Below are 24,851 nucleotides of genomic sequence, written 5' to 3'. Positions count from 1 at the left end.
CGGGTCAGGCCTCGCCGGGCGACAGCCAGGCGTGGACGAGCGGCACCACGGAGGCGCCCTCGCCCGTGGCCGCCGCCACCCGCTTCATCGAGCCGGCCCGCACGTCGCCGGCGGCGAAGATGCCCGGCGCGCTCGTCGCGAGGTTCTCCGGCGGCAGGCCGTCGGCCCAGAGCCCCTTGGGCACGTCGCGCCCGGTGAGCACGAACCCCCGCTCGTCCCGCGCCACGACGTCCGGCAGCCACCCGCAGTGCGGTTCGGCGCCCAGCAGCAGGAACAGGCCTCCGACGGAACGGCGCTCGCGCGCCCCCGTGGTGGTGTCCTCGAGCTCGAGCCACTCGAGCCGGCCGTCCCCGCCGCCGTCGACGACCCGCGTGCACGGGGAGACGGTGATGCGGGGGTTGAACTCGATCTCGCCGACGAGGTAGGCCGACATCGTCTCGGCAAGGGCCGGTCGGCGGACGGCGATCGTCACCGAGCGGGCGAACCGGGCGAGGTGCACCGCGGCCTGGCCGGCGGAGTTGCCACCGCCCACGACGACCACGTCCTGGTCCTCCATCTCGCGCGAGAGCGACATCGCGGCCCCGTAGTTGACGCCGCGCCCTACCAGCGCCTCGACGGACGGCACCCCGAGGTGCCGGTACCGCACGCCGGACGCGACGACGACCGAGCGGGCGGCCAGCTCGAAGTCGCTGCCCCGCAACAGGTGTGGCGCGCCGTCGGTCCCGGCGACAAGCTCCTCGACCTCCCAGCCGGTGTGGAAGCGGGTCCCGAAGCGCAGCGCCTGGTTGCGGGCGCGCTGGGCGAGCCGCATCCCGGAGACGCCGCGCGGGAAGCCGAGGTAGTTGCGGATCATCGAGCTGGTGCCGGCCTGGCCGCCGATGGCGCTGGAGTCGAGGACGACGGTCGAGAGACCCTCCGACGCCCCGTACACCGCGGTCGCCAGCCCGGCCGGACCGCCACCGACGACCGCGAGGTCCACCACGCCGGTGCCGTCACCGGCCGCGGCGTCGAGGTCGCGCTCGGCCGAGGTCTCGAAGAACGACCGGGCGACGTCGCGCACGGACGTCGCGACGACGGGGTCGCGGTTGACCGCCCAGATGCGCGGGTACCCGTCGTCGGGCCCGAAGTGTTCGCCGACGTGCCGGCCGATCTCGCTGTCCGGCAACACGACCCGGCTCGGCAGACCCATCCGGTCGAAGAAGTCGCGGATCTCCACGGCCAGCGGGTCGCCGGCCGGCGCGACGACCTTGGCGACGACGACGTCGGGGTCGGTGGTGGTCCAGCCCCAGTCGCTGAGCAGCTCGGTGACCGAGTGGTGGAACTCCTCGTCCCGGGTGCCGCGGGGCATCAGGAGGTAGGCGTCGTACTTGCCCTTGGCCATGCCTGCCCGCAGTCGTGGTGCGTCGGCGAGGAAGCGGTCGTACGGGGAGACGATGAGCCGGCGGGCCGTGGGCACGAGCGCCCGCCAGCGACCGAAGGCGGCGAGGACGTTCTCCTCGTCGGGCAGCTGCGAGTCGCTGACGAACATCGCGACCCGGCGCCCCTCGGCGAGCGCGGCCGCGGTGGCCGCCTCGGCCTCGGAGCACGAGGTGGTCGCGCGCAGGTCGTACTCGCGCGAGTAGCGCCAGAACTCCTCGCGCAGGGTCTCCGCGTGCTCGCCGGAGACGAGGACGATGACCGGGGCGTCGGGGGCCGGCGTGCCGCTGGGGGCGGGGGCTGCGGTGGAGGTGTCCGTCACCCCGTCGAGCCTAGGCGAGCCGGTCAGTCCTGGGGAGTGCCCGAGCAGGGCAGCAGCCCCATCCGGTCCTTGAGGGTGAGGACCCGCTCGACGGAGGCGTCGAGCGTGGCCGCGAAGTCGTCGTCGGCCGTCGCCTGCGCCTTCAGCGCCTTCAGCATCGCGGGCGCCGTCGAGGCGTCACCGGTGAGGACGATGTCCCCGCCCGCGGCGAGCACCTTCACGGCCCGCTCGCCGGGCGGCGTGGCCCGGACCGACTCCGCGTTGACGTCGTCGGTGATGACGACCCCGTCGAAGCCGAGCTTCTCGCGGAGCAGGCCGGTGACGATCTTCTCGGAGAACATCGCGGGCACGCCCGGGTCGAGCTTCGTGTACTTCGCCGAGCTGGTCATGACCAGGCCGGCACCCGCCTCGACGCCCGCGGCGAACGGCTCGAGGTACGGGTCGTCGGCCGAGGTCGTCGCGTCGGTGATGCCGCTCGCGTTGAAGTCGGTGTTGTTGCGGATCCGCCCGATGCCGGGGAAGTGCTTGACCGTGGCCTCGACACCGCCGTCGAGCATCCCCTCGATGAAGGCGGCCGACGCCTTCTCGACCGTCTTCGGGTCCGACCCGTACTGCCGGCCGTACTTGCCGATGGGCTCGTTGCCGCGGCCGAGGCTCTCGGGCACGGTGTCGGTGACCGGCGCGAGGTTGACGTTGACGCCGACGGCCCGCAGCTCCTTCGCCCAGCCGGTGGCGGCCTTCGTGAGCTGTGCGGACGACATCTGCGCCTGGTCGCGAGCGGTCGGCGGGCGGGTGAACCCCTCGCCGCGCAGCTGGTGGACCTCGCCGCCCTCCTGGTCGGCGGCGACCATCAGGCCGACGTCGCCGGTGGCCTTCTCGGACACCAGCCCCTGGAGGTGCTTCGAGGTGCGCTCGACCTTGTCCGCGCCCTCCCAGCCGCCGAGGTAGATGACGTTGCCGACGTGGTCCTGGCCGATCTCCTCGTCGAGCGAGGACAGGTCGGCGTTGGTGTCGAAGCCGACCATGAGGAGCTGGCCGAGCCGCTGGTCCTCGTCGAGGGACTCCAGCGTGGTCTCGACGCAGGTGGGGGTGGGCGTCGGCGTCGGGCTCGCGGTGGTCGGGGTGGCCGACGGGGTCGTGGCGCTCGGGCTCGTGGCGGCGGACGGCGAGCCACCGGAGCATCCGGTCAGGGCGACGGCCAGGGCGCCGGTGAGGGCCAGGGCGGCGGTGCGAGGGCGGGGGGTGGGTCGCGAAGGCACCCGACGACGCTACGTGAGGGGGCTGGGAACCGCGGAATCGCGCAGGTCACGGCGCCGGGCGAGCCCCTTGGCGGTCTCGGCGACCCGTGCGCCGACCGGCAGGACCAGACCGAGCACGAGCACCGTGGCCGCACCGTGGACGGACGTGGACCACGACACGACGACCGCGACGACCAGCAGCGCGACGCCGAGCACGGGCAGCAGGAGCAGGGCCAGGACGACCTCGGGCCACCGTGGCGGCGCGCCGGGTGCCGCCCTGAGCGTGGTGGCGAGCAGGCAGGCCAGGGCCCCGAGGGCCCACGGCAGCCAGGCCGCCTGCCACCGTGCCGGGTCCTCGAGGGTGCCGCACGGCGCGACCTCGCAGGCGCCGCTGGTCAGGACCTCGGGCTGCGCGGGGGCCCAGAGGCTCGCCCCGACCATCAGGACGACACCGAGCGCCAGCAGCGCCCATCCCGTCCGTCGGCCACCGCGCCGGCCCATCCCGCCCTCCTCCGCTCGCACCTCCACCCGTCGAGAGTAGAGAACACGCCGCGGGACGCTGGACGCAGGCGGCGTGTTCTCTCCTCTCGACGGGTGGGCAGGCACAGCCGCTGACAGGATGGCCGCATGGTGGCACTGGCGGACGCGGGGGAGGCGACGTGCTGCGGGTGACCCTGCGCGGTGGGGGGCTGCCCACGGTGGTGCTCGGCACCGGCGAGACCCTGTGGTTCGGGCGCGCCCCGCACCGGGCGCTCGACGACCTCGATGCCGACCACCAGCTGCGGGCCACCGCCCTGGCCCTGCCCCGCTGCGCGCCGCACGTCTCGCGCGTCCTCGGCGCGCTGGAGGTGGGGGAGGAGATCGTCCGGCTGCGCTGGCGCGGCTCCACCGAGGCCCAGCTGTCCAGCCTCTTCGACGCCCCGGGCGGTGCCCGCCGCGTCACCGTCACCGACGGGATGTCCGCCCTGCTCGACGAGGGCGAGAACGCGCTCGTCGTGCTGCGCGGGCGCGAGCGCGAGCCGGGGGTCTTCGACGACCTCCAGGTCGTCGTCGACGTCGCGTCCGAGGACCCCGAGCCGGCCGGCCCGCCGCCGGAGCGCGCGCTCGCCGGCGAGGACGGCGCCACCGCCCCGGCACCCCGGCTGGAGGCCCGCACGCGCGAGTGGTTCGTCGCCCTCGCGCTCGCCGAGCCCTGGCTCACCGGCACCGACGACTACCCGCGCCCGCCGTCCAACCGCGAGATCTACGAACGAGTCCTCGGCTGGCACGGGTACGCGTGGAACCTCGACCGCAGCCAGCGGGTCGACGACAGCATCCGCTCGATCAGCCGGCTGGCCTTCGGGCCGGACGACCCCTTCCTCCTCGGTGGCGGGCGCGCGCAGAACGTCCGCTTCGCCATCGGCCGGCGCGCCGCCGAGGTGCGCCTCGTGACCGTCGAGGACCTCGAGGACGTCGAGCAGGCCGCGAGGACCCGGAAGGTTCCGCCCGCCTGACCCTCGCGCCGGGTGGGCCGCGGCGCCTACCGTCCCGGCATCGGGTCGACCGGCGACCCGCACCGACGAGGAGGGACGCCATGACCGCTCGCATGCAGGGCATGGACACCGACGAGGCCCGCCAGTACGCGCGCGGCATGGACAGCCACGCCCAGGGGGTGGCCCAGATGTTCGGCACGCTCGTTACGCGCGTGCAGGGACTCGGCTGGGAGGGAAGCGACTACAAGAGCTTCTGCGCCGACATGGAGACCTGCGCCCCCCAGGTGCACGCCGCGACGGCCTCCATCGAGGAGAACGCGCACGCGATGCGCCGGCAGGCCGACGCCCAGGACGCCGTCAGCTCCTGACCCCCGCCTCACTCGCAGGGCCCGTCCTCCGACCGGAGGGCGGGCCCTGTCGTGCGTCCGGACGTCGTTGTGCGACAGGCGATCCACGAGCAGCAAGGCGGAATGTTCCTCCGTCCGAACCCTTGTCGCCGTCGGATTGCCACGCCTAGCGTCCTCGACGTCAGCCAGAACCCTCACACCACGAAGGAGGTGCACGATGATCCTCGGAGCCGACACCGACGAGATGCGGGACGTCCAGAAGGACTGCCTGGAGGCGGCCAAGGTCGCCGACCAGGTGACGATGTTCCTCACCGCGCTCGTCGTCGTCCTCAAGGCCATGTCGTTCTGGACGGGGGGCTCGAGTGCCGCGTACGCCGCGTACCTCGAGGGCACCGTCATCCCGTGGCTCAAGAAGATCTCGATGGCGCTCAAGGCCTTCGCCCAGGTCCTCGGCGCCAACGCCCAGGCCCAGGACGAGGTGAGCGCCGGCAAGGACGTCGACCTCTCGGCGCTCCCGCGCTACCAGTCGCCGCAGCTGCCGCAGACGAACGCCACCGACACACCGCCGGTGATGAGCTTCCCCGGCGGCACCGGTGCCGGGGCCACCGTCCCCGGCGCCACCGGGTCGAGCGACCCGGGCGCCACCCCGGGCACGCCCGCCGCGAACGGCTCGACCTACGACGGCTCGTCCACGACCGGGGTCGGCGCGAGCGCCGGCACGGCCGGCGCGACGTCGGGCGCGAGCACGGGCAGCGGCACCGGTGGCACGTTCACCGGGGGCGGCGCCGGCGGAGCCCTCGGCACGGGCGGCTCCGGCGCCGGAAGCAGCGGCGGCGGCGCCGGGACGAGCACCGGCGGGGGCGGTTCGACCCTCGAGCCGGGGACCTCGACCGGCAGCGCCCTCGGTGCCGGTACCGACACCACCGCGGGCACGGCCGGAGGGTCGGCCGCCGACACCAGCTCCTACGACGGCGGCCAGGTCGGCTCCGGCGCGGCCCTCGGCGCGGGGTCGACACCGGTCGCCGGCGCGACCACCGGTGACGGTGCCAGCACCGGCACCTACGCCGCGGCCGGCACCGCAGGGGCCCTCGGCGTGGGCGGTGCGGCAGCCCTCGCGGGACGCGGTGGCCAGGGAACTGGCCTCACCTCGCCGAACGGCTTCGACTACACCCGGATCAAGGGCGTCGAGGGCAACGAGCGGGTCACCCCCGAGTTCCTGCGCCGCACCGAGCAGATCGCCACGAAGCTCGGGTGCAAGCCCGAGGACCTCATGGCGGTCATGAGCTTCGAGACCGGCGGCTCGTTCGACCCGGCGCAGCGGAACATGGCCGGCGGCAGCGCGCGCGGGCTCATCCAGTTCATGCCCGACACCGCCCGCGGGCTCGGCACGACCTCGGCCGCGCTGACCCGGATGACCCCCGTCCAGCAACTCGACTACGTCGAGAAGTACTTCGGGAACGGCCGGTACACCACCGTCGAGGGCCTGTACTCCAAGGTCCTCGCCGGCCACGCGGTCAACGACCCCGACGGCGTCCTCTTCCGCGAGGGCACCAGGGCCTACCGGGCCAACCGGGGCGTCGACCTCGACGGCGTCGGCGGCATCACCGCGGGGGAGGCGGCCGCCAAGGTGCGCTCGCGCATCCTCCCGGCCCGCTGACACCGCGCACCACCTGACCCACCCGCACGACCACCGCACCACCCACACCCGGGGGCGACCCCACCACCACGAAGGAGAACGACATGTTCAAGGGAATGGACGTCGACGGCGGCCGCAACTGCGCCGTGGTCCTCGACGCGAAGGCCGGCGAGCTCGAGCAGACCGCCACCCAGCTCACCCAGGCCATCCGCGGGTTCGACTGGCGCGGACCGGATGCCGACCGCACCCGGCAGAGCTGGGACACCGACCAGGTCCGCGCGCTGCAGAGCGTCGTCGAGGCGCTGCGGGCGTTCTCGACGCTCATCAAGACCCAGGCCGAGGACCAGGAGAAGGTCTCCGCGGCCTGAGCACGCGGGACGGGGTGCCGACCAGGGGGCCGGCACCCCGTCCGACCGTCCCGACCACACCCGACCGAGAGGACCATCGCCGATGCCCACCTGGACGCTCTCGGTCAGCCCCGCCGCGGAGACCGACCTGCCGGCGGTCGACGTGACCGTCGAGGCCCAGCCGCACGCCACGGTCGCCGACCTGGCCCGGGCCCTCGGCGGGCACCTCGCCCCGGACCGGCGTGACCTGCTCGTCGTGCCGACCAGCGCCGGGCGCCCCTGGCCGGCCGCGGCCCGGCTCAGCGAGTGCGCGATGCGCACCGGTGACCTCGTCGACGTCGTCACCGTCCCGAGCGGATGGCTGGAGCGCCCGGCGCCCTCGCGCGAGGTCCGCGCCGTGCTGCGCGTCGTCGACGGCCCGGACGCGGGGCGCACCATCGGCATCACCACCCCCTCCGTCGTCGTCGGCCGGGCCACCGACGCCACCGTCCGCCTCACGGACCCGCTGGTCTCCGCCCGCCACGCCCGCCTCGACCTCACCGGTGAGCCGACCGTCGTCGACGAGGGGTCGGCCAACGGCACGCTCGTCGACGGCGTCCCCGTCACCCGCGCGACGCCGTTGCCCGTCGGGACGCCGGTGGTCGTCGGCGGCACGACCTTCGTCCTCGACCGCGATGCCACCGCCGACCCGGCGTCGGTGTCCGTGTACCGCAGCCCGCGCTTCGGCGCGGCCCTCGAGGTCGACGACGTCGAGGTGCCCTCGCCCCCGACGAAGCCGAGGCCGACCCCCCTGCAGTGGGCCATGGTCGCGCTGCCGGTCGTCATGGGCGTCGGCCTCTACCTGCAGACCCGCAGCCCCTTCGCGCTCACGTACGTCTTCGCCTGGCCACTCGTGATGTTCGCCGGCTGGTGGCAGCAGCGGCGCACCGCCCGCAAGGAGCACGAGGCGGCGCTGGCGTCGTGGCGCCGCCGGGTCGCGCTCGTCACCGACCGGGTCGACGCCCAGGCCGCCGAGCAGCACCACCGAGCCGTCACCGACCACCCGGACCCGCCGGTCCTGCTGCGCCGGGCCGGCAACCGCGACGGCACGCTGTGGGCCCGCCGCGAGGACGGCCCCGACTACCTGGCCGTCCGTGTCGGCCGCGGCCCCGTCCCCGCCCTGCTCACCGCCACCCTGCGCGAGGGCGGCGACGAGGAGGTCACCGAGGAGGTCCAGGCCGAGCTCGAGCGCCGCCGCACCATCCCCGACACCCCCGTGCTCGCCCCCCTCGCGGCCGGCCTCGTCGCGCTCGTCGGGCCGGACGACGCGGTGGACGCCGCGGCCCGGGCCCTGCTCGCCCGGGTCTGCCTCGACCACTCGCCGGTCGACGTCTCGGTCGCCGCCGTGCTCTCGCCGGGACGCGCGCACCACGAGACCTGGCTGCGGTGGATGCCGCACGCCCGCCCGCGCGTCGGCGGCGAGCCGTCGATCGCCGTGGGGGCCTCCGACGGCCAGCGCCTGCTCGACCGGCTGCTCGCGGAGGACGGCGGCCACGGGCACACCGTGCTGCTCGTCGACTCCGCCGCGGGGCTCCAGCGGCGCAGCATCGAGGCCGCCGCCGCGGTCGCCGCCGAGCGCCGGCTGCACCTCGTCCTCCTCGGTGACGACCCGTCCACCGTTCCCGCGAGCACGGGCCTGCTGCTCGACCTGGCCGGCCGCCACCTGTCCGTCCGCGACCGCGGTGGCCGCAGCGACCTCGACACCACGGACGCGCTGGCGCTCGGGGACGCTTGGCGCGCAGCCCGACTCGTCACCGGCAAGGTCGACGAGGCCGCCGTCCTCCCGGCCGACTCCGCCCTGCCGTCGCGCGTCCGGCTCCCCGACCTGATGGCCGACCTCGCCGATCTCGACGACGTCGAGGCGGTCATCGGGCGCTGGGGGGCGAGCACCGGGCTGCGGGCCCAGGTGGGCGCCGGGGTCGACGGGGTCGTGACCCTCGACCTGCGCGAGGACGGCCCGCACGGCCTCGTCGCGGGGACGACCGGGTCGGGCAAGTCCGAGCTGCTGCAGACCCTCCTGTGCTCGCTCGCCGCGAACACCCCGCCGAGCCGGCTGACCTTCCTCCTCGTCGACTACAAGGGCGGCGCCGCGTTCCGCGAGTGCGCCGACCTGCCGCACACCGTCGGCTACATCACCGACCTCACGCCGGCGCTCGTCCAGCGGGCGCTCACCTCGCTCGGTGCCGAGATCGCCCACCGCGAGGAGCTGCTGGCCGAGCACGGGGCCAAGGACCTCGTGCACCTCGAGCGCGAGCACCCCGAGCTCGCACCGCCCGCGCTGCTCATCTGCATCGACGAGTTCGCCGCCCTGACCGCCGAGGTGCCCGAGTTCGTCGAGGGGATGGTGAACCTGGCGCAGCGCGGTCGCTCGCTCGGGATGCACCTGCTGCTGGCGACCCAGCGGCCGGCGGGCGTCGTCACCCCCGCCATCCGCGCGAACACCGACCTGCGGATCGCGCTGCGCATCGCCTCCGACGAGGACAGCCGCGACGTGATCGACACCCCGGACGCCGCGCACATCTCGCGTCGGACGCCGGGACGGGCCTGGGTGCGGCGCACCGGCCACGGCACCGCCGAGATGGTCCAGGCCGCATGGGTCGGTGCGCGCGAGCCGCTGCGCACCGAGAGCGCGGCGGCCCTCGTCCGGCCGTTCACCGCGGCGCGGAACGGGGACACTACGGGGACCGGGACCGACCGGCTCGACCCCCGCACCGACCTCGACCGCTGCGTGCGAACCATCCGGAGCGCCCACGAGCGCCTCGGCTCGCCCGCCCCTCGGCGCCCCTGGCTGCCCGCGCTGCCGACCGAGCTGCTCCTCGACCCGGCCGGCCTCGTGGCGTCGGCACGGCTGTCCCACAGCGGATGGGCGCCGCTCGGCCTCGCCGACGACCCGCAGCGCCAGACCCAGCCGCGGCTGGCCGTCGACTACGCCGCCGCCGGCCACCTGCTCGTCCACGGCGCGTCCGGCAGTGGCAAGACCGAGCTGCTGCGCACGGTCGCGGCCACCGCCTCGCTCGTCGATGCGCACGCCCCCGACGGCGTCGCGCCCTACGTCTACGGCATCGACATGGCCGGCGGCGGGCTCGGGGTCCTCGAGGCCCTGCCGACGGTCGCGAGCGTCGTCGGTGAGCAGCACGTCGGCCGCATCCTGCGGCTGCTCCGCGTGCTGCGGGCGACGGTCGAGGACCGCTCGGCCGCGCTGGCCGCCGCGGGGGCGGCGGACCTCGCGGCGCTGGCCCGCGCGGGGCGCCCGCTGCCGCGCGTCCACCTGCTCGTGGACAACCTCCCCGCCCTCGTCGACCTGCTCGACGGCGGTGGCGCGGTGCGGCGTTCGCACACCGACATGCTCCAGGCCGTGCTGCAGAACGGGCGGCGGGTCGGCATCCACGTCACGGCGACCGCTCCCGGCCGCGGTGGCGTCCCGACCGCGATGGCCGCAGCGTTCGGCTCGCGCCTCACCCTGCGGATGCCCACCGAGGACGACTACGTGATGCTCGGGGTCCCGCACCGGCTGGTCGACGCCGAGTCGCCCGCCGGAGCGGCCGTCTGGTCCGGCCGGCGCGGCCAGGTCGCGACGGTCGCCGGGGGAGCGGGCACGGTCGAGCCGGGCCAGCTCGAGGAGGTCGCCGCGCTCCTGCGCCCGGTCGTCGACGGCCGGGCATCCGGCACCGTCCCCCCGATGCCCGGCCTCGTGCCGGCCCACGCCCTCCCGGTGCCGGAGGGCCCGCGCGTGGCGGTCGGCGTGGTCGCCGACGACGTCTCCCCGCTCGTCGTGGACCTGCTCGCGGGACCGGTGCTCGTGGCCGGGCGCTCCCGGTCCGGGCGGACGTCGGTGCTCGCCGGGCTGTCCTCGCTCTCGGTCCGGTCGACTGAGCCGCCCACCACCGCAGCCTGGTTCGGCCGCAGTGCGCCCCACGGCATCCACCACCTGGGCGACTCCGAGGCGCTCGCCGCGTGGCTCGAGGAGCGGGTCGCCGCCCCGCGCGACGGCGCCGGGTGGGACCTGCTGCTCCTCGACGACGCGCACCGGCTCGACCGCGAGCTCGAGCACCGCCCGGAGCTGACGGCGCTGGTCGCCCTGCTCGAGCGGGCCGCCCAGCACCGCGTGGCGGTCGTCGCGGCCACCGACGCCGACGACGCCCGCACCCGCTCGATGACCCCCGGCGTCGTCCAGCTCGTCCGGCGATCACGTCGCGGCGTCCTGCTGCAACCGGACGGTCTCGACGGTACGGTCATGGCGGTCACGGTCCCCACGCAGTCGGTGGAGCCGCTGACCGGCCCCGGGCGGGGGATGTGGTGCGCCGACGGAACCGTCACCCTCGTCCACGCCGTGACCGACGTCGAAGGAGCTCCCCGATGACCGCCGCCGCCACGACCCCGTGGGCCACCGAGACCGAGGTCGCCGCGTTCCGCGAGGTGCGCGAGCGGGTGGCGGACGCCGTCGAGGTCGCCGTGCACGGCAAGCGCCACGTCGTCGACCTCTGCCTCCTGGCCGTCTTCGCCGGTGGGCACGTGCTGCTCGAGGACGTCCCCGGCACCGGCAAGACGACCCTCGCCCGCGCGGTCGCGCAGGCCCTCGGCGGCACCGCCCGCCGCGTGCAGTTCACCCCCGACCTGCTGCCCTCCGACGTCACCGGCACCACCGTCTTCCACCCGGCAGACGGCTCCATCCGCTTCCGCCCCGGGCCGGTCTTCGCCAACGTGCTGCTCGCCGACGAGGTCAACCGGGCCGCGGCCAAGACCCAGGCCGCCCTCCTCGAGGTGATGGAGGAGCGCACCGTCACCGTCGACGGCACGGCGCACCCCGTGCCGCGGCCCTTCCTCGTGGTCGCGACGCAGAACCCCGTCGACCTCGACGGCACCTACCGGCTGCCCGAGGCCCAGCTCGACCGGTTCCTCGTGCGGACCGCGCTCGGCTACCCCGACTCCGAGCACGAGCTCGACGTCCTGCGGCCCGGCAGCACGGCGGGTGACGTGGCCGACGTCCCGACCGTCAGCGGCCCCGACGAGGTGCAGCGATGGTCGGCCGTCCTCGAGCGGTTGCACGTCGCCGAGCCGATCCTCCGCTACGTCCGCGAGCTCGGGGCGGCCACGCGCGCCGACGACCGCGTGCGGCTCGGCGCCAGCACCCGTGGCCTGCGCTCGCTCGTCCGCGCCCTCCAGGTGTACGCCGCCGCGCAGGGCCGCCACTACGTCGTCCCGAGTGACGTCCAGCGCCTCGCCGAACCCGTTCTGGCGCACCGGATGATGCTCACCCGCGACGCCGCGCTGGCCGGTCACACGACCGCCGACGTCCTCGGCGCGGCCCTCGAGCAGGTCCCCGCCCCGCAGCCCACGGCGGGGTGAGGACGCCGCGATGGCGCGCCGCTCCGGGCTCGTGCGGGTGCTGCGCCGGTCGTCGCTGACCGGGCGCGGCGTCGTCGCGCTGCTCGCCGGCGTGCTCCTCGTCGCCCTCGCGCTCGGCACCCGGTGGTGGGCGCTGCTGGGGGTCGGCGCGGCGCTCGTCCTGCTCGTCCTCCTCGAGGCGGCGGTCGTCCGGGGTGACCGCCGGCTGGTGGCCACCCGCACCGTGGAACCGCTCGTCGTCCCCCGCGGCACCCCGGCGCGCTGCGTCGTCACGGCCCACCTGCCGGCCGTCCGGCTGCCCCTGCGCCGGGAGGCGGTCGACCTCGTCGACGGCGTCAGCCGGCCCGTGCCGCTCGACGCACCGCGGGAGGGTGGGCCGGCCGAGTCGGTCTACGAGGTCGAGACCCCCCGGCGCGGGCTGGTGGCGGTCGGGCCCCTCGTCGTGCGCAGCCTCGCGCCACTCGGCCTGGCGGCGCTGACCCGCGAGGTGGGGCAGGTGCGGCAGCTGCGCGTGCTGCCGCGCCCGGTGCGCCTCGACACCCTCCCGCGGGGCACCCGCCGCGCCGCCACCGGGCAGGACGAGAGGGTCGAGCTCGGCGGCACCGACCTCGTCGGGCTCCACGAGTACGTCCCCGGCGACGACCTGCGCCGCCTCCACTGGGCCAGCAGCGCGCGGACCGGCTCCCTCATGGTGCGCGACGACGCCGACCCCGCGCTGCCCCACGTCCTCGTCCTGCTCGACGACCGGTCGCCCTCGTACCGCGACGACGACGAGTCCTTCGAGGAGGCCGTCGACTTCGCTGCCGGGCTCGTCGAGCGGGCGGTCGGCGACGGCCGGCACGTGCGCCTGCAGACGCTCAGCGGTCAGGTGGACGTCGACGTCCCGGCGCGCAGCGCCCTCGTCGGCGGCGCGCTCGACCGACGCGCGTCGCACGCGCTCGCCGAGGTAGCCCTTGCCGCCACGCCGCACGTCGCCTCGGTCAGCACGCGCGACCTCGACGTCGTCGTCCTCGTCACGGGTCAGGGCATCGCCGCGGCCGAGGCCGCCGGGGTGCTGGCCGCCGCCGCCGTCCCGGTGGTGGCCCAGGTCGAGCCGGCGCCGGAGTCGCCGTTCGGTGCCGTGGGGTCGGTGGCGGCCGTCCGCGGCGCCCGCGCCGGGATGCTCGCCGCCGCGTGGGACGTGGTGCACGGATGAGCGCCGCGCCGCCCACCGCACCGGACCGCGGCTCGGCCGGCCTCGCCGAGACGGGCTGGGCCGTGCTCGTCCTCGCCGTGGGCGCCGTCGCCCTCGGCCAGGCCTACCGCGGATGGCTGCCGGCCGTCGTCCTCGCGGGGACGACCGCGGCCGGGGTGCTCGTCGTGCTGGCCGGGCGCGCGCTGCGGGCATCGACCACGGTGACGACGCTCGCCGCGCTGGCCGTGCTCGTCCTCGGCACGACGCTGCTGCTGCGGTCGGGCGACGCGGCGGCCGGTGAGCCGCCGTGGCGGCTCCTCGCCGACGCGGTGCCGCGCCTCGCGACCGGTCCCCGCCCGGCTCCCGCCGCGCCCGACCTCCTCGCACCGGCCGTGCTCCTCACCGGACTGGTCGCGGTGCTCGTCGGTGTCCGTCTCGGGCGCGCACCACGACTCCGGGCGAGCGCGCCGGTGGGGGCGGTCGTGCTCGTCGTGGCCTCGGCCGCGCTGACCGCCGGCAGCGCCGACCGCTTCGGCCTGCTCGCCGCGCTGCTCGTCGTCGTGACCGTCCTCGGGTGGGGGCTGCTCGACCGGGTGGCGCCCGCACCGGGGACCCGCCGGTCCGGGCGGCGTCCCCGCGACCTCGTGGTCGCCTCCGCCGCACTGGCGCTCGTGTCCGTGCCGGTGGTCGTCGGCGGGTCCGTGCTGGCGCGCGACGACGCCTTCGACCCGCGGCAGGTGCTCGAGCCGCCGGTCACGGAGGTCACGGTCGCCAACCCGATGCCGATGCTCGACGCCTGGGCCCGCGACCCGCAGCGCGAGCTGTTCACGGTCGAGGGGCCGGTCTTCCCGCTCCACCTCGCGGTGCTCACCGAGTACGACGGCGCGGCGTGGGCGGCACCGTCCGCGTTCCGACCCGTCGGTGAGGCCGAGTCCGCGCTCGCCCCGGGGGAGCGGCAGGCCGAGGTGGACGCCGCGGTCACCGTCGTCAACCTGCCCGCGCCGTGGCTGCCCGTCAGCGGCTCGCCGACGAGCGTCGACCGGGCCGGGGCCCTCGTCGACGTCGACTCCGGCTCCCTCGTCGACCCGCGGGTCGCGAGCGGGACGTCGTACCGCGCGCTGGGGCTCGTCGACGCACCGGACCTCGCTGCCGCCACCGCCGCGGGCCTGCCGGACCCGGCGACCGTGCCCGGGCTGCTCGCGACCCCCGGCCTCCCGGACGCGCTGCGGCAGTACGCCGAGTCCGCCGTCGAGGGCACGGCCGCACCCTTCGCGCGGGCCAAGGCCGTCGAGGCGGCGGTGCGCGGCACCCGGACCCTCGACCCCACCGCGCCCGGCGGCTCGTCCTACCGCCGGCTCGAGACCTTCCTTCTCGGCGAGGAGGACACCCCCGGCGCGCAGGCCGGCGGGTCCGAGCAGTTCGCCACCTCCTTCGCCGTGCTGGCCCGCGCGGTCGGGCTGCCGACACGGGTCGTCGTCGGCTTCACCCCCGGGACGCAGGACCAGCGCACCGGCGTGCGGACCGTGCGCGGCGAGGACGCGCTGGCCTGGCCCGAGGTGTACTTCAGCGGCGCCGGATGGGTGCCGTTCTCGCCCACCCCGGACCTCGCCGAGCTCGGCCCGGACGTGCCGGACGACGCCCCCATCCCGAGCGCTGCACCGACGCCCGCGCCGGTGCCGTCGACCGCGGTCACCGTCGAGGTCACGGCGCCGGGGGAGGCGGCGGCCGGCCCGGACCTCACGCCGCTCGTCCTCGGGGGCGCGGCCGTGCTGGTCGTCGTGGCCGTCCCGCTCGTCGTCCTCGGCGCCCTGAGGGGACGGCGCCGCGGCGCCCATCGTCGCGCGGGGGCCCGCGGGGCGTGGGCCGAGCTCCTGGACGTCGCGGCGCTCGCCGACCTGCGGGCGCACCCGGGGCAGGACGCCCGCGAGCTCGCGACCGCCCTCGACGCCCGGTCCGGGACGGGGTCGGGCGCGACCGCCGTGCTGGCCGCCGCCGAGGCCGAGGCGTGGTCCCCGGAGGGGACGTCGGACGGTGCCGACGGCACGTGGCGGGCCGCCCGTGGCGTCGCGCGCGCGGTGCGTCGGCGGGCCGGCACGGGCCGCCGGCTGGCCTGGGGTGTGCACCCGCGGCCGTTGCGCCGGCGCGACGGGCGGAAGGTTCCGCCCCCGCAGCGGTTGGGGGAAACGGTTCCCGTGCCTGAGGATGACCACGAGCGGTGGGCCCCGGCCACCGTGGACCGGAGGGACTGACGATGCGCCTGCTGCCGAAGCGACTGGTGCCTGCCCGGCTGCGTGGACGCGGCGACCGCGGCTCGGCCGAGGTCGGCGTCGCGCTCGTGGCCGCCGCCGTGGTGGCCGGCTCGCTCGTCGGCACCGGGGTCGCGCGCACGGCGGTCGAGGTCACCGACGGCGTCACCTGGCTCGCCGACTCGCCGACCGGTCAGGTCGTCGAGATCAACCCGGCCACGCTCGAGCCCCAGTCCGCCGCGCTCGTCGGGCTCCCCGGGCAGCAGCTCGTCCTCTCCCAGGACCGGGGACGGCTCGTCGTGGCGAACAAGGTCACCGGGGCGCTGACCTCCATCGACCTCGCCACGCTCCTCGCGTCCGGCCGGCGCGACGCCGCGCCGGGGGACGCCGTGACCGTTCTGCTCGACCGCGGGCGCGCCTTCCTCGTCGATCGGGAGAACGGACTGGTGGCCAGCATCGACCCCGTCACGCTGGCCACCCGCGGCCGGGTCTGGCTGGCGCCGAAGGGGCTGCGCGATGCCACCGTCGACGGCAAGGGCTCGATCTGGGTCGCCTCGGGTGACGACGCCCTGACCCGGCTCAGCTGGTCCGACGAGTCGCTGACCTTCACCTCCGAGGAGTCCCGCACGCTGACCCGGGTCGGCACCTCCGTCCGGCTCGTGGCCCACGAGCGCGGCGTCACGGCCGTCAGCCCGAGCACCGGCGCCATCGTCCAGGTCGGCACCGGTCACGACCTCGTGAGCGCGGCCCCGCAGATGCGCGGCCCGATCCAGCCGGCCCAGTCGTCGTCCAGCACGCTCGTGCCGGTCTCGGTCCCGGGGCGCGACGTCGTCGTCATCGTCCGCGACGGGGCGGCCGTGTCCGAGGTGCAGACCGGGCGGCTGAACTGCCCGCGTCCGGGTGCGCCGGTGGAGCTGCACGGCGTCGTGTACGTGCCGTGCCCGACCACCGGCCGGGTCATCCGGCTCGGGGGCGACGGCGCGAAGGCCGGCCCCGACATCCTCACCGGCAAGGGTGCCCCCGAGCTGGTCGTCGACGACGGTGCCCTGCTCGTCAACGTCCCCGGCAACACCAAGGGCGTCCGGGTCTCGGCCGACGGCACCACGACCTCCTTCGTCCGCTTCGACGAGAAGCTGCAGCCCGCCGACGTCGACCGCGACCCGACGAAGGACGACGAGAAGGCGCAGGACAAGGCCAAGAAGGACCGCGAGGAGGACCGCGACCGGCCCAAGAAGGACCCACCGCGCTACGACCCCGGGGCCGGCGGCCTGCCGACGAACGCGCCCGAGGGCCCGCGGCCGACCCACACGACCACCCGGACCGGCACGACCGCCCCTCCGGCCACCGCCGCGCCGCCCGCCGACGGTGGCGGCACCGAGCCACCGTCCACGCCCTCCGCGCCGGCGCCGAGCGCGCCGGTCATCACCGACGCCCGCGCGAGCGGCGCCGGGTCGGCGGCGGTCACCTGGACCCAGCCCGGCGCGGCCGCCTCGGCCTACGACGTGCTCGTCGGCGGGTCCGTCGCGGCGACGGTGTCCGGCTCGACCACCTCGACCACGCTCACCGGCCTGGCCACCGGATCCGCCGTGCAGATCACGGTGCGCGGCACCTTCGCCGGCGGCAGGACCGTCGTGTCGGCCCCGGCCACGGTGACCCCGGCCGGGGCGCCGGGAGCCCCCGGCGGGGTGGCGATGTCCGAGACGGCGCGCAGCCGCACGTCGGTGACGTTCGCCGTCTCGTGGAACGCCGCCGCGGACAACGGCAGTGCGGTGACGCGCTACGCGGTCTCGGCGTCCGGGCCGCACGGCTCGGACGCGTGGAGCGGCTCGACGCGCTCGGCGAGCGTCACGGTGGCCTGCGACGCCGGCCAGGCGACCTGCGGCACGGTGTCCGTGTCGGTGACGGCCGGCAACGGGGTGGGCACCGGACCCGCCGGCTCCGCGTCGGCGGCCTCGAGCCCGACGCCCGGACTGCCCCTGCCGGAGGCCGGGGCGACCGTCGTCGCGTCGCAGTCCTCCGAGGGCGCCGAGGACGAGTTCGACGTCGAGCGCGGCACCACCCTGACCCTGGCGCCGCCGGCGTCGTGGGCGGGCTTCGGTGGGGTGTGCGCCGTCGACTACACCGGCCCCACGACGGGCCCCAGCACGGTGCCGTGCAACGCGACCAGCCTCCAGGTCCTCTCGAGCCGGGCCGCGGAGATCACGCGGCGCAGCTCCCACAGCGTCACCCTGCGCGCCTACGACCCCGCCGCTCCCGGGACGGTCGTCCGGTCGGCGACGTTCTCATGGAGCCTGATCTGGCCCTACGACATGTGCGGCACGAACGGCAAGATCTGCCCCTGACGTCGTCCCGCGGTCAGGTGGGCCTGCGCCCGAACAGGATCGCGCCTGGTACGTCGTCGTCCGGCCGCAGGACGAGCTCGGCATCGATGTGGAAGCCGCTGTCCCGCAACCAGGTCGACACCTTCTCGGGCGTTCGACGATGCGTGTCGACACCGATGGTGCGGCCGCTGTGGCCCTCCGTCGTGCGCTCGGTGGCGTCGCCGACGTGGAAGCCGACGAGCACCGGGGCGCCGGGCCGCAGCACCCGGAGGAACTCGTCGAACACCCCGGGGACGGCGTCGTCGGGCACGTGGATGACCGACCAGTACGCGAGCACGCCGCCCAACGAGCCGTCGGCGAGGGCGAGGCCGGTCATCGTCCCGACGGTGAAGTCGAGGTCCGGGTGGTCGCGGCGGGCGCGGGCGGCCATCCCGGGGGAGAGGTCGATGCCGAAGGCCTCGACACCGAGGTCGTGCAGGTGGCGCGTGACGTAGCCGGGCCCGCACCCGACGTCGGCGACCGGCCCGCCGCCGGCTCGTTCGACGAGGTCGGCGAAGAGGGCCAGGCTCGCGCGCAGCGCCGGGTTCGCGTCGAGGAGGCCGGTGACGACCTGGGCGTACGCGTCGGCGTCGGCGTCGTAGGAGTGGCGGGCCTCGTCGAGCCAGTCGGCGGGCATCAGTCGATGGCCTCGATGCCGAGCTCGGCGAGCTCGCCGGACGCGTCACGGAGCCGTTGCACCAGGGCGGCGTCCGGCGGCTCCCAGCCGAGGACCTCCTCCACCACGCGGAGCGGCTCGGTGGTGCGGTAGGAGCGGGTCGGGTTGCCGGGGAAGCGCTTGTCGGTGACGTTCGGGTCGTCCTCGAGCTCGCCGAGCGGCTCGACCCGGTAGACGCGCGGCGGGCCGTCGCCGCGGGCGAGCTCGGCGGCGAGCGGTGCGCCGGTCGACGACGCGGTGACGTAGATGTGCTTCAGCGGACGACCGGTGCCGTAGTTGGAGCGCCACCCCGGGCTCAGCAGGTCGCCGACCCGCACGTCGGCGCGCGTGCCGTGGAAGAACGGCCCGGGTCGTCGACGACGCGCTTCGGCGGGGGCGGGTCCCGCAGCAGCTGGTCGAGACGGTGCATCAGGACGCCGATCCGGTTGCGCCCCAACGGCACCCGTGGGTAGCGGCCGAGCACGTCGAGCATGTGCGGGGTGGCTCGCGCCGCCGCCGCGGTGACGACGTACTCGGCGACGACGGGGTCGTCTCCGCGATGCAGCTCGGCGGCCCGGGCGGCGTGCGCGGCCGCACCGAGGACGTGGCGCACCTGCGTGGCGTTCGCCAGGGGGTGGAGGTAGGCCGCGGCGGAGGCGTCGCCGGCCGCCGTCGCCGCGTGCCGCGCCGCCTCGGTCGTGGCCTCGCGGCCGGCCCGGTGGGCCTCGGTGGCGGCGGTGCGCTGCAGCCGGGTTCGTCGGGCTCCTTCGGCGAAGATACGGGCCGCCTCGAGCGCGGCGGCGGGCCTGGGGTCGTCGGGGTGGACCGCGGTGAAGACGACGAGCGCGGGCTCGGCGCACGCCAGGGCGTACGCGGCGACCGCGCGCAGGTCGTCCGTGCTCAATTCGAGGTCACCCACCCGCTCGAGTCTGGCACGACGGAGCGGCTCGGCCCCGGCGGAGGATGGTCCGGCGGCCCACCCGGACGATCCTCCGACCCGTGGCCGCTGCCCTAGGGTGGGTGGCTCGCAAGCGACTCGAGGGGATGCGTCGATGGGGCCGGACGAGTACCTGCGGACACTGGCCGAGGTGAACCGCAACGGGTTCGGCTTCCTCCTCGCCTACGGTGCGACGTGGTCGGTGGCCGCCGTAGTCGGCCGGCGGTTCGGTGCGCGGGCCGGCGCCTACGCGGTGCTGTTCCAGGGGATGGTCGGCCTGCCGCTCGGCCTCCTGCTCACCCACCTCGGGGCCACCGGGGCGCGGCCCGAGGACCCGACCCTGGGCCCGCTCTCGGTCTACCTGGCCGCCGGGCAGCTGCTCGCGCTGCCCTTCGTGGCCGTCCTCCTGGCCGCCGGGCGGCACACCCCCGCGGTCGCGCTCGTCGCTGTCGTGCTCGCCGTCCACTTCGTGCCCTACGCGTGGCTGTACGGCACGGTCCTCTACCTCGTCGTCGCCGCGGTCGTGGCCGTCGCGGCCGCCGCCCTCTCGAGGCGGCCGGAGGACGACGACGCGGTCCAGCGGATCTGCGCGGTCACCGGGGTGACGCTGCTCGCCGGGGGCGTCGCCGCGCTCGCCGTCTGAGCCCGCCGACCGCCCCTCGGGCGGCGCGGGTCGTGGCGGCCCGGCGCCTGGACGGGGGTCGACGTCGCCGCCCCACGCACAGGTATCGACGAAGGCCGGGTGCCGGGCGGATGATCGGTCGATGGAGGTCCGACCGGTCCTCGTCGGTCGCGAGCCCGAACGCGAGGCTCTGCGAGCGGTGATCGACCGCGCGGCGTCCGGGGAGCCGGGCCTGTTGCTCGTCCACGGCGAGGCGGGCATCGGCAAGACGAGTCTGGTCCGCGAGGCCGCCGAGGCGGCCGGTGCCGGGGGATCCCACGTCCTGTTCGGGCAGTGTCTCCGGTTCGGTGCGGACGTCACGAGCTTCCTGCCGTTCACGCAGGCCCTCGGCCAGTGGCTGCGCACCACCGACACCGATCAACGCCAGCGGCTGGCACCCCGTGGCGTCGTCGACGATCTCGTCCCCGCGCTGCACGACCCGACGGGTGGGCTCGCGCTGCTCCAGATCGGCGCGGCGGTCGACGCCATCCAGTCCGACGGCCCGACCGTCCTGGTGGTCGACGACCTGCAGTGGTCCGACCCGAGCTCGTTGGACGCGCTGTCCTACCTCGTCGCGGGGTTCACCGCCGGCCAGCGACTGGCGGTCCTCTGCACGTACCGCGACACCGAGCTCGACGACGGCCACCGCCTGCACGGCTGGGTCGCCGACGCCCTGCGGATGCCGTCGGTGTCGCGCGTCGCGCTCGACCGGATGGACGCGTGGACGATGGAGGAGATGGTCCTGGCCCGAGGCGGCCCGGGGAGGGCCGGGGTGCGGGCCGAGGACGTCCTGCGCCGCTCCGGCGGGAACCCCTACCTGGCCGACCTGCTCATCGAGGAGGCCAGCACAGCGCAACGCGGTGACCAGCCACGGGTCGGGCGGCTGGCCGACGCGCTCTCGGCGTCCTGGCACCGTCTGTCGCCGTCCGGCCGAAAGGTCACCCAGCTCCTCGCCGTGGCCGGTGCGCCCGTGGCATTCCACGTGCTGCAGGACCTCGCGGTCCCCCACGGAGTCTCGCCGCAGGAGGCCGCACGGGCCGTGGGGGAGGCTGCGACACAGGGCATCACCATCGAGACCGCCTCCGGCGCCGTCTGGTTCCGACACCCGATGCTCGCCGAGACCATCGCGGCCGGCCTGCGTCGCCAGGAGCGGGCCGACCTGCACAGCGACCTGGCCGCTCGATGGCAGGAGGCGGTCGGCGTCGACGAGCGGGACCGGGCCAACTTCCTCGCGCTGCACCACGTCGAGGCCGGGGACAGCGACCTGGCGTTCACCTGGTCGCTGCGGGCCGCGGACGAGGCCGCCACGATCCGCGCACGGGAGGAGGAGGCCCAGCACCTCTCGACGGCGGTGTCGCTCATGCCGCGGCTGTCCGACCAGGTGGTGGCGGACGTCGACGTCATCGGCCTGCTGACCCGGGCGGGGCGGGTGTGCGAGAACGCCGGCGACGACCGCAACGCCCTGAGGCACTACGAGGCCGCGTTGGCGCGGGTGGAGTGCTCGCCCGATGACCCTCTGACGGAGTCCCGGATCCTGCTCGCGCTGCACCTCGTCCGCAGCCGGATGGGCGACGTGCAGCACCTGACGACAACCGAGCCGCGACAGGTGCTCGCACTCACGGAAGCCCTGCCCCACAGCGAGGAGCGAGCGCGTGCCTTCGCGCAGCTCGCCTTCGCCGAGGTCTTCGCCGGCAGCGACCGAGCCACCGCACACGCCGAGAGCGCAGTGCGGCTGGCAGAGGTGGTCGACACCGCTCCTGCCCTCGTCTGGGCCTACGGCGCGAGAGCGCAGAGCCGGTGGGGCAGCGACCTGGGCGTCCGGGATGCGCAACGGGCGTTCGCCGTGGGGTCGGGCGCGGACGACACCCAGCTCTTCGGCTGGTCCGCGCTCTTCCTCGGCAACAGCCTCGAGGCCGCAGGACGCTATGTGGAGGCCGCCGACACGGCGGCCTTCGCCTATCTGACCCTGCGCGACGCCGGGGCCTTCGACGACGCCGCCTTCGCCGGGAGCTTCACCACCCGATGGAACCTCGCGCTCGGCCGCTGGGACGAGACCCGGCCGATGGTCCGGCAGACGTTGACGTTCGCCCGCAGTGACAACTGCGCGGCTCAGTCACGCTGTGCCGCAGCGCTGTTGTGCGCCTTCGAGGGCCGGCGTGCAGCAGCCTTCATGCACCTGCGCCGTGCCGAGGAGCTGATGCCCAACGTGACTCCGGTCGGCAACCCCTTGATCCCCGCGCGTATCCAGGTCTATCTCGCGGTGGACGACCCGATGGGCGCCCTGGGGACGATCGCCCAGCACATGGCCGAGGTCGTGCGCGTCAGCCGGGTGGACGCCGACGAGTGGCTCCTGTACGCGTCGCAGGCGGCCGCCCAGCTGGCCGACCGCCCTGCGGACAGCCCCGAGCGACAGGCCGCGCTCCGCCTCCTCGACCTGGTCGAGGCCACCCGCGGTGACGACCCGCCGCCGTTCACCCCGGTGAACCGGCTCGACGTCGTCCATCCCGCCTTCGCTGCGCTCCATGCCGCCCAGCGGGCTGAGTGCACCGGGGCCGGCGCCGCACTGGACGAGCTCTGGGACGCGGCCTGCGCCGCCACGGCGGAGGCGGGTCTGGTGTACGACCAGGCCCGCGCGCACTACAGCCTGGCCCGCCACCTGCTGACCCGCGGGCACGACCGGTCCCGGGCGGCCCGGTCCCTCGCCACCGCACGGGGCATCGCCGCCGACCTCGGGGCATCGCCACTCCTGCACCGCATCGACGACCTGGCCGCCCAGTCCCACATCGTCCTGCCGCCCCGGGGGGCCGACGGACCCGGGACGACCGGGCGGACGGTCCACCTGTCGGCCGACCCACCGCTCACCCGGCGGGAGGAGGAGGTCCTCGACGGCCTGCTGGCCGGACTGACGTACACCCAGATCGCCACGCGCCTGTTCATCAGCGACAAGACCGTCAGCAGCCACGTCTCCACCATCCTGCGCAAGACCGGTGCCGCGAACCGCATCGAGCTGGCCGAGCGGGCCCGCCGGGGCGGGGACCACGGGGCCACATCCGAGGGGTCCGGCACCGGGTCCTGAGGGGGCTGTCCGGATGTGGGTGGGGCGGGGGCCGCAGGACCGTGGAGGAGTCGGAAGACGCCACAGTCCTGAAGGAGACCACCATGGTCCAGCACCACAACGCCCCGCGCTCCCAGCAGCTCCTGCGGGGCCTCGCCGTGACCACGTCGGCCGCCCTCACCGTGCTCGCCCTCGGGTCGGGACCGGCCGCGGCCCGACCGGACGTCGGACCCGCGGCCGCCACGGTCGGCCACGCCGGCCAGTGCCCGCTCCAGCGCGTCGGGACCCAGTACGTCCGGTGCGACGACCACACGGGGAACGGGGTGCCGGCCCCCGGGTGGGTCGCCGAGCGGTGAGCCGGCCCGGCACGCGCGGCCTGACCCGACCCGGCGCCACGGACCGATCTGAGGGGGTCGGGGTCCCTTTCTGAGGGGGTTCGCCGGATGCCGGCGAGGTCACGCTCGCCGGAGCGTGGGGGAGTCGGGCACCCCACCACGCACCAGGAGACGTCATGGTCCAGCAACAGGAGCGCCAATGGCTCAGGAGAGGGCGGGCCGCCATCGTCATGACCGCGTTCGTCGCCATCACCGGAGTGACTGCCGCCGAGGCGCATCCCCGCGAGCGCCCCCGGGTGACAGAGCTCGCCACGTTCGTCACCGGCCCCTGCGCCGACGACATCTGCAGCACCGGCAGCACCGTCGGACCGGATGGCGGCCTGTACGTCACCGACTCCACCGCGGGGCGGATCCGACGTGTCGACCCCCGGCGGGGCACGGTGACCACGTTCGCCGACGGACTCCCGAAGGCGATCCCGGGTGTGGTCGGCGGGGGCCTCACCGACATCGCGTTCCGGGGTACCACCGCCTACGTCCTGGTCACGGGGGTGAGCGCGTTCTGGACCGACCTGATCGGGTCCTCCGCCGCTCCGGCCGCCGAGGGTGTCTACCGGCTCGACAGGGTGGGTCGCGGAACGACGCGGGCGACCCTGGTCGCCGACCTCTACACCTGGAGCGAGGCGAACCCGCCGCAGCACCCGGGGTTCTTCATCCCCGGCGGGTTCACCTACGCCATGCAGCCGTACCGTGACGGCTTCCTCGTGACCGATGCCCACCACAACCGGGTCCTCCGCGTCGGACTCGACGGGGACATCAGCGTGTTCCGGGACTTCGCCGCCGACCTCGTGCCCACGGGCCTCGACCTCGTCGGCCACCACGTCCTCGTCGGCCAGGCCGGGCCGGTGCCCCACGTCCCCACCACGGGACGGGTCGTCGCCCTCCGCCGTGATGGTGGGCCGGTCGCCGAGGTTGCCTCCGGTGCACCCCTGCTCGTCGACGTCGAGGCCCGCGGGCACACCGTGTTCGGGCTGGCGCAGGGGTACTGGCCCTACGCCGGTCAGGAGGGCAAGGAGGGCTTCCCGGCCTCGCCGGACACCGGCCTGCTGATGCGGGCCGACGGGCACGGCCTGTTCCGGCCCGTGGTGTCCGGGCTGGACCGCCCGACGACCTTCGAGCTCGTCGGGAACACGGCCTACGTCGTCACCATCACCGGCAAGGTCCTCGAGGTCACCGGCCTCCAGCGCGGTCACGGGGGCGGCCGGTGA

19 protein-coding genes are annotated in these 24,851 nt (G+C 75.7%); 13 read left to right on the top strand and 6 right to left on the bottom strand.

Annotated features, from left to right (window positions below; all coding sequences use genetic code 11):
• Positions 1-4 precede the first annotated feature (4 nt).
• The 3 genes from ACQZ2A_RS12225 to ACQZ2A_RS12215 are packed head-to-tail and all read right to left on the bottom strand — an operon-like array spanning position 5 to position 3,504.
• On the bottom strand, positions 5-1,738 hold the full coding sequence (locus ACQZ2A_RS12225; RefSeq protein WP_430211310.1) for an FAD-dependent oxidoreductase: 1,734 nt from the start codon (positions 1,736-1,738) through the stop codon (positions 5-7).
• Positions 1,739-1,761: 23 nt separating this feature from the next.
• Entirely contained in the window at positions 1,762-2,997 is a 1,236-nt protein-coding gene (locus tag ACQZ2A_RS12220) for a glycoside hydrolase family 3 N-terminal domain-containing protein (protein ID WP_430211307.1), read from the bottom strand.
• 9 nt (positions 2,998-3,006) lie between these two features.
• Positions 3,007-3,504, bottom strand: coding sequence for a hypothetical protein (locus ACQZ2A_RS12215; protein ID WP_430211305.1), 498 nt, complete (start codon positions 3,502-3,504; stop codon positions 3,007-3,009).
• 131 nt (positions 3,505-3,635) lie between these two features.
• On the opposite strand from ACQZ2A_RS12215, the gene ACQZ2A_RS12210 reads away from it, so the two are divergent.
• The 9 genes from ACQZ2A_RS12210 to ACQZ2A_RS12170 all read left to right on the top strand — a co-directional run bounded on the left by ACQZ2A_RS12210 (position 3,636) and on the right by ACQZ2A_RS12170 (position 17,925).
• Positions 3,636-4,469, top strand: a complete 834-nt coding sequence (locus ACQZ2A_RS12210) for a hypothetical protein (RefSeq protein WP_430211302.1) — start codon at positions 3,636-3,638, stop codon at positions 4,467-4,469.
• 80 nt (positions 4,470-4,549) lie between these two features.
• Entirely contained in the window at positions 4,550-4,816 is a 267-nt protein-coding gene (locus ACQZ2A_RS12205; RefSeq protein WP_430211299.1) for a hypothetical protein, read from the top strand.
• Positions 4,817-5,012: 196 nt separating this feature from the next.
• The gene (locus ACQZ2A_RS12200) at positions 5,013-6,452 is read left to right on the top strand and encodes a hypothetical protein (protein ID WP_430211296.1); all 1,440 of its coding nucleotides are present in this window, start codon (positions 5,013-5,015) and stop codon (positions 6,450-6,452) included.
• Between the two features lie 83 nt (positions 6,453-6,535).
• The gene (locus tag ACQZ2A_RS12195; protein WP_430211294.1) at positions 6,536-6,799 is read left to right on the top strand and encodes a hypothetical protein; all 264 of its coding nucleotides are present in this window, start codon (positions 6,536-6,538) and stop codon (positions 6,797-6,799) included.
• Positions 6,800-6,881: 82 nt separating this feature from the next.
• Complete coding sequence (locus ACQZ2A_RS12190) at positions 6,882-11,177, top strand: FtsK/SpoIIIE domain-containing protein (RefSeq protein WP_430211291.1); 4,296 nt, start codon at positions 6,882-6,884, stop codon at positions 11,175-11,177.
• On the top strand, positions 11,174-12,163 hold the full coding sequence (locus ACQZ2A_RS12185) for an AAA family ATPase (RefSeq protein WP_430211289.1): 990 nt from the start codon (positions 11,174-11,176) through the stop codon (positions 12,161-12,163). Before ACQZ2A_RS12190 ends, ACQZ2A_RS12185 begins: the two co-directional genes overlap by 4 nt.
• Positions 12,164-12,173: 10 nt before the next feature.
• Positions 12,174-13,358 (top strand): DUF58 domain-containing protein, encoded by a 1,185-nt coding sequence (locus ACQZ2A_RS12180; RefSeq protein WP_430211286.1) that lies wholly within the window; start codon positions 12,174-12,176, stop codon positions 13,356-13,358.
• The gene (locus ACQZ2A_RS12175) at positions 13,355-15,586 is read left to right on the top strand and encodes a transglutaminase-like domain-containing protein (RefSeq protein WP_430211284.1); all 2,232 of its coding nucleotides are present in this window, start codon (positions 13,355-13,357) and stop codon (positions 15,584-15,586) included. Before ACQZ2A_RS12180 ends, ACQZ2A_RS12175 begins: the two co-directional genes overlap by 4 nt.
• A 2-nt stretch (positions 15,587-15,588) precedes the next feature.
• Complete coding sequence (locus tag ACQZ2A_RS12170; RefSeq protein WP_430211282.1) at positions 15,589-17,925, top strand: hypothetical protein; 2,337 nt, start codon at positions 15,589-15,591, stop codon at positions 17,923-17,925.
• Between the two features lie 13 nt (positions 17,926-17,938).
• Here the strand turns inward: ACQZ2A_RS12170 and ACQZ2A_RS12165 are convergent, their stop codons facing one another.
• Genes ACQZ2A_RS12165 through ACQZ2A_RS12155 form a run of 3 tightly spaced genes read right to left on the bottom strand, consistent with a single transcriptional unit; the run spans position 17,939 to position 19,517 of the window.
• On the bottom strand, positions 17,939-18,580 hold the full coding sequence (locus ACQZ2A_RS12165) for a class I SAM-dependent methyltransferase (protein ID WP_430211280.1): 642 nt from the start codon (positions 18,578-18,580) through the stop codon (positions 17,939-17,941).
• A complete protein-coding gene (gene arr, locus ACQZ2A_RS12160; protein ID WP_430211277.1) occupies positions 18,580-18,936 on the bottom strand; it encodes an NAD(+)--rifampin ADP-ribosyltransferase in 357 nt (118 codons plus the stop codon). Before arr ends, ACQZ2A_RS12165 begins: the two co-directional genes overlap by 1 nt.
• Entirely contained in the window at positions 18,915-19,517 is a 603-nt protein-coding gene (locus ACQZ2A_RS12155; protein WP_430211274.1) for a putative immunity protein, read from the bottom strand. The genes arr and ACQZ2A_RS12155 overlap by 22 nt, the downstream gene beginning before the upstream one ends.
• Positions 19,518-19,650: 133 nt before the next feature.
• On the opposite strand from ACQZ2A_RS12155, the gene ACQZ2A_RS12150 reads away from it, so the two are divergent.
• From ACQZ2A_RS12150 to ACQZ2A_RS12135, 4 genes are all read left to right on the top strand, one after another.
• Positions 19,651-20,178 carry a DUF7010 family protein gene (locus ACQZ2A_RS12150; RefSeq protein ID WP_430211272.1) on the top strand — a complete coding sequence of 176 codons (528 nt, stop codon included), beginning with the start codon at positions 19,651-19,653 and terminating at the stop codon, positions 20,176-20,178.
• A gap of 121 nt (positions 20,179-20,299) precedes the next feature.
• On the top strand, positions 20,300-23,272 hold the full coding sequence (locus ACQZ2A_RS12145; protein WP_430211269.1) for a helix-turn-helix transcriptional regulator: 2,973 nt from the start codon (positions 20,300-20,302) through the stop codon (positions 23,270-23,272).
• Between the two features lie 83 nt (positions 23,273-23,355).
• Complete coding sequence (locus tag ACQZ2A_RS12140; RefSeq protein WP_430211266.1) at positions 23,356-23,607, top strand: hypothetical protein; 252 nt, start codon at positions 23,356-23,358, stop codon at positions 23,605-23,607.
• Positions 23,608-23,762: 155 nt separating this feature from the next.
• Positions 23,763-24,851 carry a hypothetical protein gene (locus ACQZ2A_RS12135; protein ID WP_430211263.1) on the top strand — a complete coding sequence of 363 codons (1,089 nt, stop codon included), beginning with the start codon at positions 23,763-23,765 and terminating at the stop codon, positions 24,849-24,851.

The sequence above is a fragment of the Phycicoccus avicenniae genome, from assembly GCF_050496545.1.
In the GTDB taxonomy this organism is placed as follows: Bacteria; Actinomycetota; Actinomycetes; order Actinomycetales; family Dermatophilaceae; genus Phycicoccus; species Phycicoccus avicenniae_A.
The sequence above is the reverse complement of the archived record's forward strand: the minus strand, read 5'-3'. Positions and strand labels throughout refer to the sequence as shown.

Coding starts and splice junctions, on each gene's coding strand:
- ACQZ2A_RS12205 (WP_430211299.1), top strand. CDS start 4,550: ATGACCGCTCGCATGCAGGGCATGGACACCGACGAGGCCCGCCAGTAC.
- ACQZ2A_RS12200 (WP_430211296.1), top strand. CDS start 5,013: ATGATCCTCGGAGCCGACACCGACGAGATGCGGGACGTCCAGAAGGAC.
- ACQZ2A_RS12195 (WP_430211294.1), top strand. CDS start 6,536: ATGTTCAAGGGAATGGACGTCGACGGCGGCCGCAACTGCGCCGTGGTC.
- ACQZ2A_RS12190 (WP_430211291.1), top strand. CDS start 6,882: ATGCCCACCTGGACGCTCTCGGTCAGCCCCGCCGCGGAGACCGACCTG.
- ACQZ2A_RS12185 (WP_430211289.1), top strand. CDS start 11,174: ATGACCGCCGCCGCCACGACCCCGTGGGCCACCGAGACCGAGGTCGCC.
- ACQZ2A_RS12180 (WP_430211286.1), top strand. CDS start 12,174: ATGGCGCGCCGCTCCGGGCTCGTGCGGGTGCTGCGCCGGTCGTCGCTG.
- ACQZ2A_RS12175 (WP_430211284.1), top strand. CDS start 13,355: ATGAGCGCCGCGCCGCCCACCGCACCGGACCGCGGCTCGGCCGGCCTC.
- ACQZ2A_RS12170 (WP_430211282.1), top strand. CDS start 15,589: ATGCGCCTGCTGCCGAAGCGACTGGTGCCTGCCCGGCTGCGTGGACGC.
- ACQZ2A_RS12165 (WP_430211280.1), bottom strand. CDS start 18,580: ATGCCCGCCGACTGGCTCGACGAGGCCCGCCACTCCTACGACGCCGAC.
- ACQZ2A_RS12150 (WP_430211272.1), top strand. CDS start 19,651: ATGGGGCCGGACGAGTACCTGCGGACACTGGCCGAGGTGAACCGCAAC.
- ACQZ2A_RS12145 (WP_430211269.1), top strand. CDS start 20,300: ATGGAGGTCCGACCGGTCCTCGTCGGTCGCGAGCCCGAACGCGAGGCT.
- ACQZ2A_RS12140 (WP_430211266.1), top strand. CDS start 23,356: ATGGTCCAGCACCACAACGCCCCGCGCTCCCAGCAGCTCCTGCGGGGC.
- ACQZ2A_RS12135 (WP_430211263.1), top strand. CDS start 23,763: ATGGTCCAGCAACAGGAGCGCCAATGGCTCAGGAGAGGGCGGGCCGCC.